Source organism: Bacillus sp. MMSF_3353 (genome assembly GCF_030733445.1).
GTDB lineage: Bacteria > Bacillota > Bacilli > Bacillales > Bacillaceae_G > Bacillus_A > Bacillus_A wiedmannii.
Window position 1 is genome coordinate 47,657 of sequence record NZ_JASHJA010000015.1, and the last position, 13,826, is coordinate 61,482.

General features: G+C 34.6%; 11 protein-coding genes and 1 pseudogene. 4 read left to right on the forward strand and 8 right to left on the reverse strand.

Features of this window, described 5'->3' with window-relative positions; translation table 11 throughout:
- Positions 1 to 65 precede the first annotated feature (65 nt).
- Together RBB48_RS22540 and RBB48_RS22545 are read left to right on the forward strand one after the other, a co-directional pair.
- Positions 66 to 1,529, forward strand: a complete 1,464-nt coding sequence (locus tag RBB48_RS22540) for a sensor histidine kinase (protein ID WP_306008128.1) — start codon at positions 66 to 68, stop codon at positions 1,527 to 1,529.
- 255 nt (positions 1,530 to 1,784) lie between these two features.
- Positions 1,785 to 2,297: a GNAT family N-acetyltransferase gene (locus RBB48_RS22545; RefSeq protein ID WP_000351216.1), complete on the forward strand. Its 513-nt coding sequence runs from the start codon at positions 1,785 to 1,787 to the stop codon at positions 2,295 to 2,297.
- Between the two features lie 32 nt (positions 2,298 to 2,329).
- Here the strand turns inward: RBB48_RS22545 and pdxR are convergent, their stop codons facing one another.
- The gene (pdxR, locus tag RBB48_RS22550; RefSeq protein ID WP_306008129.1) at positions 2,330 to 3,730 is read right to left on the reverse strand and encodes a MocR-like pyridoxine biosynthesis transcription factor PdxR; all 1,401 of its coding nucleotides are present in this window, start codon (positions 3,728 to 3,730) and stop codon (positions 2,330 to 2,332) included.
- Between the two features lie 120 nt (positions 3,731 to 3,850).
- Here pdxR and RBB48_RS22555 point away from each other — a divergent pair, with 120 nt between their 5' ends.
- Together RBB48_RS22555 and RBB48_RS22560 are read left to right on the forward strand one after the other, a co-directional pair.
- Positions 3,851 to 4,777: a DMT family transporter gene (locus RBB48_RS22555; RefSeq protein WP_088121249.1), complete on the forward strand. Its 927-nt coding sequence runs from the start codon at positions 3,851 to 3,853 to the stop codon at positions 4,775 to 4,777.
- Between the two features lie 115 nt (positions 4,778 to 4,892).
- On the forward strand, positions 4,893 to 5,417 hold the full coding sequence (locus tag RBB48_RS22560) for a DUF4871 domain-containing protein (protein ID WP_147787295.1): 525 nt from the start codon (positions 4,893 to 4,895) through the stop codon (positions 5,415 to 5,417).
- A 297-nt stretch (positions 5,418 to 5,714) separates the two neighbouring features.
- Here the strand turns inward: RBB48_RS22560 and RBB48_RS22565 are convergent, their stop codons facing one another.
- The 7 genes and pseudogenes from RBB48_RS22565 to RBB48_RS22590 all read right to left on the reverse strand — a co-directional run bounded on the left by RBB48_RS22565 (position 5,715) and on the right by RBB48_RS22590 (position 13,814).
- Positions 5,715 to 6,914: an NAD(P)-dependent malic enzyme gene (locus RBB48_RS22565; RefSeq protein WP_306008130.1), complete on the reverse strand. Its 1,200-nt coding sequence runs from the start codon at positions 6,912 to 6,914 to the stop codon at positions 5,715 to 5,717.
- Between the two features lie 59 nt (positions 6,915 to 6,973).
- The gene (locus RBB48_RS22570) at positions 6,974 to 8,320 is read right to left on the reverse strand and encodes a 2-hydroxycarboxylate transporter family protein (RefSeq protein ID WP_000512729.1); all 1,347 of its coding nucleotides are present in this window, start codon (positions 8,318 to 8,320) and stop codon (positions 6,974 to 6,976) included.
- A gap of 122 nt (positions 8,321 to 8,442) precedes the next feature.
- Positions 8,443 to 9,150, reverse strand: coding sequence for a response regulator (locus tag RBB48_RS22575; RefSeq protein WP_098090699.1), 708 nt, complete (start codon positions 9,148 to 9,150; stop codon positions 8,443 to 8,445).
- Complete coding sequence (locus RBB48_RS22580; protein WP_149213941.1) at positions 9,147 to 10,751, reverse strand: sensor histidine kinase; 1,605 nt, start codon at positions 10,749 to 10,751, stop codon at positions 9,147 to 9,149. The genes RBB48_RS22575 and RBB48_RS22580 overlap by 4 nt, the downstream gene beginning before the upstream one ends.
- 78 nt (positions 10,752 to 10,829) lie before the next feature.
- The gene (locus tag RBB48_RS31875; RefSeq protein ID WP_438285567.1) at positions 10,830 to 11,777 is read right to left on the reverse strand and encodes a methyl-accepting chemotaxis protein; all 948 of its coding nucleotides are present in this window, start codon (positions 11,775 to 11,777) and stop codon (positions 10,830 to 10,832) included.
- Positions 11,769 to 12,812: pseudogene (locus RBB48_RS31880) on the reverse strand (HAMP domain-containing protein); the annotation flags it as partial. The gene RBB48_RS31875 and the pseudogene RBB48_RS31880, both read right to left, overlap by 9 nt.
- 252 nt (positions 12,813 to 13,064) lie before the next feature.
- Entirely contained in the window at positions 13,065 to 13,814 is a 750-nt protein-coding gene (locus RBB48_RS22590) for a C39 family peptidase (RefSeq protein ID WP_306008131.1), read from the reverse strand.
- Positions 13,815 to 13,826: the final 12 nt, after the last annotated feature.

The following is a 13,826-nucleotide window of genomic DNA, read 5'->3' on the forward strand; positions in this document are numbered from 1 at the left end:
TTACTTCGGTCAGTGGACAATAGTATACCACTGACCCTTTATATGAAATAAGGTATGGTGAGAAAATGAGTAAACTTTCACTTAAAATTGGGACATACTTTTTAATACTAGCTTTATGTATTGAAACAATTGCTTTCGTATCTTTTTACAAAAGCATTTCAAACATGCGCATTGAGGAGGAAACAATTGCTCTTTTAGAAAAGGGTAATCGCTATAGTAACATGATTAAAAACCGCGCCAAGTGGAATGCATATTCTAAAGAAAAGAGACTCACAGAAAGCGCTGAACACAGTAAACGGCCTAAACGTGCTGTATACCCCGAGTTTGATATCAACACTGAAGCTGAACACTTAGTCGAATCAGAAGCAATTGCTAACTCTGATATAGCTATCATTATAACTGACAATAATGGCAAAATTATTTCCACTTCAGAACCTGTAACAAAGGTAATGCAAAAACAGCTTACTTGTAAAACAGAACCTATTCCAGCAAACGGATTGGTTGTCGAAAAGAACTGGAAAAAATCAAAATTCATCACAACGGTAAGCCCACTTAACACAGCAGAGTTTCAAGGAAAGTTATATATGTTATTAAAAACATCTTTCTTAGAAAATATGTTACTTAAACTCATGAAGCAATTTCTTATCATTAGTGTTTTGACAGTTATTTTAACGACTATTTCTGTCTTTGTTTTTTCTCGTGTTATTACAGAACCGCTTATAAAAATGAAGCGGGCAACAGAAAAAATGTCAAAATTAAATAAACCAATTCAATTAGGTATTAAACGGAATGATGAACTTGGAAGCTTAGCAAAGACGATTGAAGATTTATCCAGTGAACTGACTTATATGAAAAAAGAACGCAATGAGTTTCTCGCTAGTGTCGCCCATGAATTATTAACTCCATTGACCTATATGAAAGGTTATGCGAAGGTAGCAAAGAGAGACTCTTTAACGAAAGAAGAGCGTGAAGAATACTTACAAATCATTGAGGATGAAACAGATAGTGTAACCGATCTCGTCCAAGATTTATTTATGCTGGTGCAATTAGAACAACACCAGTTTGTTATAAAAAAACAAAAAGTGATTCTTCAACCATTTTTAGAACGAATGGTTGAAAAAACAAAAACAACATTAACAAATAAACAAATGCAACTCCATGTATATTGCAAAGATGATTTAGAAGTTTGCATAGACGAAAGACGTATGGAACAAGTTATGTTAAATTTATTACACAACGCTTATCAACATTCGCCAGAAAACACTACTATTACGATACGCGTACTCACAGAAACAGATTCTTTTACAATAAGTGTAGCCGATGAAGGAGAAGGTATTCCTGAAGAAGATATCCCGCATATTTTTGATCGTTTTTATCGTGTTGATAAATCGAGAACGAGAGCTACTGGAGGAAAAGGTATCGGGCTAGCTGTTGCAAAAGAAATTGTAGAATTGCATAACGGTTCTATTCTAGTAACAAGCCAATTAGGAGTAGGAACAAACTTTAGAATCGAGCTACCTTTTGAATAAGATGCGTGTGAAAACACCAGTAGTAGTAAACACTACTGGTGTTATTTTGTTCATAAAATCAGCTCATATAAGCTAACCTTTTGAAATTATTCTTATTTCAATATAAAATAAAGTAAAACTTTAACCAATCGGGCATTTACGGGCAATTATCTCTCACCTAAATTCCGCGCATTCGCCGGATTTTAAAGTTGGATTCTTACTGCCCGCAAATAGCGGGGTAAAGGTACATTTGCAAAGATTTGGAGGGTGATATAATTGGATATCCATGTATTAACAAAAGATGAAGCAGAAATTTACTTAGAACTTCGTGTAGAAGGATTAAAGCAAAACCCTGAAGCTTTCAGCTCTTCTTATGAAGATATTATTAATAAAGAGTGTGCGATTGAATATAAAGCACAAAAATTAGCACAAGATGAAAACTATACGCTAGGTGCATTTAAAGATGGACAATTAATCGGAGTTGCAACGCTGGAAACGAAACCATATGTAAAACAAGAACATAAAGCTAAAATTGGTTCTGTATATGTGTCTCCAAAAGCACGCGGACTTGGAGCAGGAAAAGCACTTATTAAAGAATGTCTTGAACTTGCTAAATCTTTAGAAGTAGAACAAGTTATGCTTGATGTTGTTGTTGGCAACGATGGTGCGAAGAAACTTTATGAATCATTAGGTTTTAAAACATTCGGTGTACAAGAACGTTCACTGAAATATAACGGACAGTATTGGGACGAAGAGCATATGGTCTTATTCTTAGATGAAAATAAATAATAAAAAACATCCTCATGCCTGGAGGATGTTTTTTACTTTCTTGTATACCATGCCTTATGTAATAATTGAACCGCTTTCGCAATTTCGTCTTCTGATAAAATCGCAAACCCAAGTAAAACTACATTTTCAGGCGCAGTACCGTCTTTATAGTACGTAGAAACAGGATATATTTTAATACTATATTTTGCAGCTTCTTTAATTAGTTCTTCTTCTCGCATTCCATTATGCATTTTTAATAAAATGTGTAATCCAGAATCTTCTCCTATCACTTCAACACGATTAGAGAAATACTTCTCTATTTCAAAAACAAGTCGATCCCTCTTTTTTCGGTAGACGACGCGCATTTTATGAATATGTTTTTCCCAATAGCCTTCATTTAAAAACTTTCTAATCACTTCTTGGTCCATTCTTGAAACACTTTGTGTATAAAACAAATATTCCTTTTGATATTTTTCAATTACATTCTTCGGTAATACTATATAGCTCATCCGTAATGAGGGCAACAAAGCTTTTGAGAGCGTCCCCATATAAATAACTTTCCCATCTGTATCTAAACCTTGTAGTGCCGGAATTGGCTTTCCTGAATAACGAAAGTCACTATCGTAATCATCTTCAATAATATACCTGTCTTCCTCTTTCTTCGCCCATTGTAAAAGCTGCGTCCTTCTCGTAATAGGCATAATCATTCCATATGGGAATTGATGAGATGGAGTTACAAATACAACATTCGCATCGCTATTTTCTAAATCTGCCATACAAATTCCGTCTCTATCTAAAGACAACATTTGAACCTTCTTCTCTCCCTGTTCAAAAACGACCATTTTCCTATGATAACCTGGATTTTCAACAGCATAATTACTTCCCTTCAACAATTGAAAAAGTAACTTCACTAATATTTGTGTTCCCGCCCCTAATACAATTTGGCTAGCTGAACAACGCACACCTCTAGATTCATACAAATAGTTGGCAATTTCCTCCCTCAGGCTCAATTCCCCTTGAGGATGTCCAAGAAAAAGCAATTCATTATTATGTGGTTGCCATACATCATTTATAAGCTTGCGGTACGTAGTGAACGGAAACGTATTCGTATCAACCCCTGTTTGGGTGAAATCAAATGTATAGTTCTCCTCCCGAAACGGTACTTCTTCTACTTTCTCTTCACTTCCTTCTACATAAATCATTTGTTCAACTTTACATACAAAATAACCTTTTCTCGATGCTGACTCAATATAACCTTCTGCAAGTAATTGCTCGTAAGCCGCTTCTACTGTATTCTTACTCACTTGTAAATAGCTTGCCAGCTTTCTTTTTGCAGGTAATTTTGTTAAAGCCGGAATCGTTCCATCTTTAATCTCTTTTTTTATATACTCATACAATTGCACGTACAATGCTCTTTTACTATTCACATTTAAATTAGGCGTTAATTCTAACATAATATCTGACCCCTTAATAAAACTAAAATCTGATACTTTTTACAGTACCAGAAGTTATATATAATTCCTTTTATCATGTCACACATAAAAAATCAAATACCGGAGAGGAGAAACATGATAATGAACAATGGTAGACGTATCGGACTCATTATGATTATTATAGGGGCTACATTATGGGGATTATCTGGTCCAATGATTCAGTGGCTATTTCAGCACACTAATGTATCCTCAATTGATTTTTTAACAATTCGCTTGTTGCTTGCAGGAATATTTATTTTGTCTTTCTTACTTATAAAGAAACAAAACATATTTCAAATTTGGAAACACCCTAGATATTCTATACAACTTATTATTTTCTCTATTCTCGGCATGCTCGGTGCGCAATACGCCTTTATTGAAACAGTTCATATTAGTAACGCCGTTACAGCGACATTATTTCAATTTCTTGGCCCTGTTCTTATTACCATTTATGTCGCATTTGGACAAAAAAAATTCCCAGCGTCTATGCAACTGCTCGCAATTATAACAGCACTAACGGGGACATACTTTATTATTACAAATGGTTCAATTGAAAATATTGTTTTATCAAAAGAAGCCATTATTTTTGGTCTATTAACTGCAATTGGATTTGCATTTTATACCCTTCATCCAGCCTCTCTTATTAAAGAATGCGGAACAACTGTAGTAATTGGCTGGGGAATGTTAATTGGCGGTATTGCCCTGCTTATTTGTAATCGCTCGTTTGAATGGAATCAGCTTTCACAAACTTTTACATCAAGAACTTTTTCTATGCTTATTCTTATCATCATAAGTGGCACTCTTTCTTTCCTCCTTTATATCGGTAGTCTGAAATATTTAGCAGCAACAGAAACGAGCATTTTATCTAGCATTGAACCACTTGTAGCTGCCATCGTTTCAATCGCTTGGCTAAATGAATCCTTTGGAGCATATCAATTATTAGGCGGCGTATGTATCGTTCTTTCTGTTATTTTCTTAACGATGCCACAAAAAGAGAATGAACCTACCTTTTCAACTGAACAAATATAGAAAATGTCAAAAGAGGTCGTACAAAACTTACGACCTCTTTTTATACTTTAAAGGAATTGTCCCGCTTTCTAGCAAATACAATTACACTAACAATAAAATTTAGGAGTGTGACACCATGAAAAAAATCGGAACTATGCTACTTTTCTCTTTTCTCATCGCTGGATGCACACAAACGCAACCTGATTCAGAAACACCTAAAAAAGAAGCCATCGCAACGTCATCCACTCAAGTTAATGCACCTTCCTTCTTTCATCTTAGCGTTTTAAAAGATGTAAATTGGGAAGAAACACCCTCCTTCATACAAGAAAAAATACCTTTAAAAGGCATCGAAGAAAAAATCGCAATGGCTGATAGTCCTATTATCGCAAATGAAAAAAATGAAATAATGTGGTACTTTTTAGATCCTGAAATGCCAACTGGAAAACTATCTATTATTGCACTAAAACAAGGATCAATAACTCCAACACCCGTACTCTTTCAACAAGAAACTTCCAAACCAACTTGGACTACTTCAAATACAATTGATTCTACTACAAACGAACTCCCTCTCACTATGTCACTACCTTCATCTGGATTATGGATATTAAATATATATGTGAATGAAAAATATTATGATCAGTTTTTAATTACCGCTGAGTAAAGTGACAAAACTAAAACACTTTCTTACAACAATGTAATTTCTACGTCATGTACTTCGATAGTTGAAGTATCTCTCTTCTCTTATACTTAAAATAAGAAATGACACGAGGAGAGATGAGAGATGAAAAAAATGATAGAAGTAATCGTAGCAGTAACTGAGGTTTTAGTAAATGGTAAACAAGTTGCAATGGAATTAAATAAATAGTGAAGACACACAAATAAATAATTTTACACTTCTTCATTATTTTGATTTCTTATCTCAAAAAAGCAGTGCCTTTTTAGGCACTGCTTTTAGCTATTAATAACTTGGTATTTTCATAATTTGCGCCACACCTGAATCAATGGCCGCTTTCGCTACAGCTTCCGCAACACTTGGAACAACTCTTTTATCTAACGGATTCGGGATTACATAATTCGCATTACGTTCTTCGTCCGTAATGATGTTAGCGATCCCATATGCTGCCGCTAATTTCATCTCTTCTGTAATATCAGTCGCGCGCACATCTAACGCACCACGGAATATCCCTGGGAACGCCAATACATTATTTACTTGATTCGCATAATCCGAGCGCCCGGTTCCTACTACAGCTGCCCCAGCCTCTAATGCATCCTCTGGGAAGATTTCTGGAATTGGATTCGCCATAGCAAACACAATTGCTTTCTCATTCATCGTTTGTACAAGTTCTTTCGTTAATACGTTAGGAGCAGATACGCCAATAAAAATATCAGCTTGATGAATCGCTTCTTTTAACGCTCCACGCACATATTCTCGATTTGTCTTTTTGGAAACTTCAATTTGTGCTTCGTTCATCCATGATTCACCTTCACAAACAATACCTTCTAAGCTAACTAACGTAATGCGCTTTGCACCAGCTTTTAATAATAATTTTCCAATTGCAATTCCTGCCGAACCTGCACCGTTAATAACAATTTTCACATTATCCATTTGTTTGCTAACAACTTTTAATGCATTAATAACAGCTGCTAAGACGACAATAGCGGTCCCATGTTGATCATCATGGAATACAGGAATATTTGTTTCTGCTTTTAATCGCTTTTCAATTTCAAAACAACGTGGTGCCGCAATATCTTCTAAGTTAATTCCTGCAAACGTAGGCTCTAAATTTTTCACAAGAGTAACGATTTCATTCACATCAGTCGTACCTAAACATAACGGGAAAGCATCTACATTCGCAAATTTCTTAAATAAAATACTCTTCCCTTCCATAACAGGCATAGCTGCTTTCGGTCCAATATTCCCTAAACCAAGTACCGCTGTTCCATCTGAGATAACTGCCACCATATTACCGCGTGCCGTATAGTCATACACTGTTTCTTCATCCGCCGCAATTGCTTTGCAAGACTCCGCTACACCTGGTGTATATGTCAGGCTTAAATCATCCGCTGAATTTACTTCTACTTTACTTGTAATTTCAATTTTCCCTACTAATTCTTTATGCAGTAACAATGATCTTTCATTAATTTGATTATCTAACATACTTATAATCTCCCCTTAAATTGACAAGCTAGCTATATGAATATAGCTAGCTTGTTTGATCATGAAAACATTTTCAATAAAATTGTCGCTGTTACAACCATTGCTGCCCCGCCTAAACGTGTTGAAATTTGCGCAAACGGCATTAATTCCATACGATTTGAAGCTGATAAAATAGCAACATCTCCAGTTCCACCTAAACCACTATGACATCCCGTTACAATTGCTGATTCAACTGGATACATTTTCATCACTTTCCCTACAAGAAAACCTGATGCTACCATTGTAAGAACAACTGATGCGCACACAACAACATATCCTACTGAAAGAACTGCTGCTACGTCTTTTAACGGAATATATAGCAATCCTAATCCAACCATTAACGGCCAAGTTAAATTCTTCGAAATGAATTTATATAAATGGAATGCTCCTTGCTCCATTTTTGCTGGCATTAATTTAAAGTATTTCACAAGTGCTGCTGAGAAAATCATAATGATTGCCCCAGGAATACCGATGAACTTAGAAGCAAATCCTCCGAAGATGAAGAACGTACACGCAATTAATAAACCTGCTCCCATTAATGAGAAGTCAATTGGCTTCTCTGTATTTTGTTCTTTTAATAACTCTGCTTGATTGTCTGTTTTCACTAATACACCGTTACCACTAAGCTCCGGTTTCTTCTCACCTAAACGCTTCATATACCCTGCACTCACGATTGCGAACATATTTCCAATAATAGCCGCTGGAATAAGTTGTGATACAAACGTTGCTGATGATTCATTTAAAATATCGCTATAAGCTAGCGACAATGGTAAAATCCCTTCTCCAATACCACCACTCACAATTGGTACGATGATAAAGAAGAATGTTTGCTTCATTTCAAATCCAAATAGTGAACCGACCAATAATCCTACCGCTACAGAAGCTAACGTCCCTACTACTAAAGGTATAAACATACGAACGAAACCTTGTACTAATACTTTACGATTCATTCCTAAAATACTTCCGACTACTAAACAAGAAATATATAAATATAAAAAGTTCGATTTTTTCATTAACATAGTCGCAGCTTCCATTGAAGCTGGATTCATCCAGTTAAAAAATACAAGTAATGATGGAATAAATAATGAAAGTATTGCCGGGCCGCCGATATTTTTTAAAATTGGAATTCTCATTCCAATGTCGCCTAAGAAAATACCCATGATCATAATAACTGCAAATCCACCAATCATATCTGCTGGCAATTTATTATATACAGATGCCCCATAAATAATAGCAGCCAATACTACATATAACGGTAAAGGTATAACACCGATTTTTACATTCATAATTTTAGAAGCGAAAGATTCTCTTTGTACTTCATTTCCTCCAGAAAATGATACCGCTTCCACATTCTTTTGAATTCCCATATGGCACCTCCTTGTTTTCTTAATAACAATATTAAAACGCTTTCAATAGTAAAAATAGTTTTTGTAAGTTTTGTAATTGATTTTGTAATTAAAAAAAGTATAAGCGACTTATAATAAGTCGCTTATACGTAAAACTCTATTTTATTTTGGTCAATACATCTTAATTTACTCACTGGTCTTCCTACATGTTGATACACCATTTCGTTTTCTAATACTCCAATTTCAGTCAAAAACATTACATACTTTCGAATAGAAACTCTTGAAACTCCAACTAATTGCGCCATTTCATCTGTTGTAAACGCTCGTCCATTCAGCGACTCGATCTTCTGCCAAATTAATTGCATCGTTTGCTTCGTTAATCCTTTCGGAAGCTCTTTAGTGACAGTAGGCTCTCTTTTTTCTTTTTGCAAAATTAACGAATCTAATTCCGATTGACTAATTTTTTGTTGTTCTTTCATAAAAGTAAGCTTTTCTCGATATATAGTTAACGCCTTTTTAAATCGTTCAAATGTAAATGGTTTAATTAAATAATCTACTACACCATATTGTAATGCTTTTTTAATACTCCCCATATCATGTACAGCTGAAATCATCATAATATCGATTTCTTTTTCTTGGTTCCGAATATACATTAAAAGCTCAAATCCAGTTTCTTCAGGCATAAAAATATCAAGTAATACTAAATCTACTCGTAATTCCTCTAATACTTCTATCGCTTCTTTAACGGAGTTAACTGCTTGAACAAGTTCAAACCCTCCTACTTGCTCTAAATAATGCGTATTTAACATTGCTACCATCGGGTCATCTTCTACAATTAAAACTTTAATCATATTTGCCTCTCATCCCTACCTTTAGGTATTTCAATTGTTATCGTTGTTCCCTTTCCTACTAATGAATGCATATGAATTTCCCCATTTATTCGCTGTATACTTTCTTTTACAAGATACAAACCATAACCACGGTTATCTCCCTTTGTGGAATAACCTTTCGTAAATAATGCCCCTATTTCTTCTTCTGGTATACCTTTCCCCGTATCTTGTACTGTAATGATTAATGTATCCCCATATTGTATCTCAAGTTCAACTTGCTTCTTTTTACAATTCATCACTGCCTCTAATGCATTATCAATTAAATTTCCGACAATCGTAATTAGTTCATGAATAATACTTTCATCATCTATTTCCGGCATGTAAGAATCTTCACTTATGATTAATTTTATATTTTTCTCTCTAGCATAGCTAAGTTTCCCAAGTAAAAAACCAGCAAATACTGGACTTTTTATTCTCTCCATAACCCCACCAATTTCATATTGATGCTCTGATACCATACCGCTTATATACTTCTGTAATTCTTCATACTGCTTCATGTGTGTAAGTCCTAATACGACATGCATTTTATTCATAAATTCATGCGATTGTGCCCGTAATGCTTCCGCATATAGTCTAATACCAGTTAATTCTTCTGCTAATTTTCTAACCTCTGTTTTATCACGAAATGTTGCAATTGCACCAACTATTTCTCCTTTTACATATAAAGGAACACGATTCGTCACAATCGTAATTCCATAAATATTTTGTTCTTCGTTTAATTGTACCTCTCCCGTTTGTAATACTTCTTTTATACGTGAATTAGGCATATACAACTCAACATCTTTACCGATAAAATCTTCTTCAAGTCCACTTTTCTTAAACAATCGTTTTGCCTCATTATTTATTAAAGTTACATTGGCTTCTTTATCTACAGCAATAATACCTTCCTTTACAGATTGTAGCATCGTATTTCTTTCTTCAAGAATTTTCGCTATCCTGTGAGGTTCAAGACCGAATAAACTTTTCTTTATATGTCTAGCTAGCAATATTGCTCCTATAATTCCAACTAGTACTCCAACTCCGACACCAATGTAAATGATATGTCTACTTTCCCTAACTCTCTCTTTTACATTATCTGCTGAAATACCAACGGCCACCGCTCCAAGTTGTTCACCTGTTTCAGAAAATACAGGTACAAACACTCGCATTGAAATACCTAAAGTTCCTTCTGCCAGCGATACATGTTCCTTTCCTTTCAATGCAGGCCCTTCATCTCCCCCAATAAAATGATAGCCTATTTTTTGAGGATTTGGATGTGATTTTCTTATTCCATTCATGTCCATAACTACAATGAATTGAACACCTGTATTTTTTAATATTCTATTTGTATACGTTTGGATTGCAGAAGTATCTGCCTTCCCAATCAAACCATCGATTACAATTGAATCATTCGCCACAATGTGTGCAATTGTTTTTGCTTTCTCTGCTTGGCTATCCTCCGTCGTCCGTTCTACATTATGACTAATTAATATATCTGTCACAAGTAAAGAAAAAATTACAACTGTACAAACTAACAATGTAATCGTTTTCCATAAATTCCATAGTCTTTTTCTTTTTTTCATCCCGTTAATGACTCCCCTAATTGCTGAATAGAAAAATAAGTAAGGTGAAAATAATATCACCTTACTTATCTGCTGTTATTATACTTTAAATTTACTAGTCATCGCTTGTAGTTCTTCGGCCATCCCAGCTAAGTTTTGCGAAGCTGAACTAATTTCTTCCATTGAATTCACTTGTTCTTCTGTTGAAGCAGCAACACTTTGCATACTAGCTGTATTTTCTTCTGCAGCCGCTGCAATTTCATCAATAGCATTTGTCACTTCATTTGCATCTCCAGCAATTCTCTTCGTTGTTTCTACCATTTGATTAACTTGAGAAACAATATGTGTAGTAGAACTTAAAATTTCCGTAAAACTTGCTTTCGTTTTTGTTACAACATCAAGGCCTTGTTGAACTTCTCCATTCACATTATCCATCGCCTTAACAGTATGTTCAATATCCGCCTTAATTTCTGCAATTAAATTTGCAATCTCTCCAGATGATTCTCCTGATTGCTCCGCTAATTTTCTAACCTCATCAGCTACAATAGCAAACCCTCGGCCCTGTTCACCTGCTCTTGCCGCTTCAATAGCCGCATTTAAAGCTAATAAGTTCGTTTGAGTAGCGATGTTTTGAATCGCTTCAGAAATAGCTCCTACCTGCTTTGATTTCTCATCAAGAAGTTTAATAATAGCATCTGACTCGGATACCGATTTAGAAATAGACTGCATTTGTTTTGCTGTTTGTTCAACCAATTCTTCCCCTTCTTCAGCTCTTTCTCTCGCATGTAATGAGGAGATAGAAATTGATTCCGCGCTTCCAGTTACATCTTGAATTGCTGTATTTACTTGTTGTAATGTAGCCGCACCTTCTTCAACACCTTGACTTTGTGATTCAGCCCCACCTGATACTTGTTCCATTGCAATTGTAATTTGATCTGTCGCATCATTTGCTTGCTGTACGCTCGCTGTTAACTCTTCAGCCGATGCAGCGACATGTTCTGCTGAAAAACTAATTTGAGTAATCACATCTTGTAAAGAGGCAGACATTTCATTAAATGAATTCCCTAATTTCCCTATATCATCCTTGGAATGGATTGTAATTTTCTCTGTCAAATCTCCCTTACTAATTTTATGTGCCGAGTCAGCTATTTTTCTTAATGGTCTTGTAATAGACTTTGTAATGAAATAAATTAATACACTACCAAATACAATAGCTATAGCAATGACAATCAAAGTCTTATAAAACACTGGATTCGCAGCTTCGGTAATTTCTTCGTCGAACATAACCCCGACTACTTTCCATCCTGTTTTCTCATTTGTTGCAAAGATTAAATTCTTTTTATCACCTTGTTCTGTATAAGACACATTTCCTTGTTTTTCTTCATAAATTGGTTTAATCCACGGATCAGTAACTTTTGCACCTGGTTTTCTAGATGGATGACTAACAATTTGCTTATTTTGATCTAGAATAACTGCATAACCTTTTTCACCAATGTTAATCATTTTGGAAATTTTTAAGATGTTATCTAAATTTAAGTTAATTCCTATAACACCTTTACCATCTTTTACTTCTTTAGCAATTGTCACTACCATATTTTTAGTAGATGCTGATTGATATGGTGCAGTAACAATTACTTTCCCTTTATTTTCATGTGCTTCTTTATACCAAGATCTATCTGTTGGATTATACCCATCAGCCATTTGGATAAATGGTTCTCTTATAAACTTTCCTGCCTGTGTTCCAATATAAATACCTTCTACTTCTGGATGAAGTTTTATATATTGCGTTAACTTCGTTCTTACTATTTCTTCTTGTCCGTTTGGATATGTATCCTCTGTTAAAATGTCTGCAAAGTACGCCGCATCAACAAATTTCTCTTCTATATTTTGAGAAATAACAGTATTTAAAACTGAAATATTCTCCTTTGCTTTACCTGTAATTTGTTGTTCAAAATTTGTTTTGGCAGTTTGATATGAAACACCACCGATAATAAGTCCTGGTATAGTTAAAATAAGAAAAAATGAAATGATTAATTTTTTCTTAATACTCATACATTTAACCCAGTTAAATATTTTTTGCATAATAATCCTCCTTTATGTAATGTGGATACTTGTGTAATTTTATACAAGTAACATATATAAAACAATATATAATGATAACATGTAATTTTTTTGTCAATTATGCATTTTTACATATTCACTACTTCTAAATATTTAATCATAAAAAATAAGAGAACCTCAGCCTATATAATAAGCTGAGGTTCTCTTATTTCTTAACAAAAAACACCCACAAAAACTCCTCTTAAAGTTCCTTACATCTATTTCCTTACTAATTCATTTAGAGCTTTTCACATAACTAATCGCCTGACTCCCCATTTGCATCCATGCCTTTTCAAATTCTCCTCTCGGCACTTTTACATCTAGCCTATCCTCGAGAGGATCCCGAATATATACAAATTCTTCATCGTATCCAATCAGTACTACACAATGTTCATTATACGTAATAGAAACATCTCCGCTATTTGTTTCCCATGTAGTAAATTCATCTTCATCTAATGGCACAAATGTTGCATTCGTAATCATAACTACCGGTTGTCCTGATTTTACACTCTTATAAAGTTCTTCTATACTCTTCCCTGTTAAGTCCACAGCTTTATTAGGTAAATACTTTTTCGCTAATTGAAAAAGTGGTCCGTGATATACACCATATCCAGATTCAGAAAAGGTATAAATATTCCCTACAAATCCTTCATTCGGATTCCCACGTACACCATCGTTCATAAAATCAACTTTCTTTATTTCATTTGCTAATTGCATCTTATCCACTGTAATGCCTGCATATTGTAACATCATCGCTAAGCTAGTCACTTCACAGCCTCTATCTAGCTCTGGTAATTGCTGAATTAAAGGTACATTCGATAAGATGACCTTTTCATCATTATTACTAAAATCTGCTTCTTTTCCGCTTTGTATATTGAAGAATGTTAACTTCTCCACATACTTTGTAATGCCATTTTTATATACATTCCATACTGCTATAGCTAGTAAAGCCATACATATATACCACTTCCATCTCCGTATCACTCTCACGCCCTT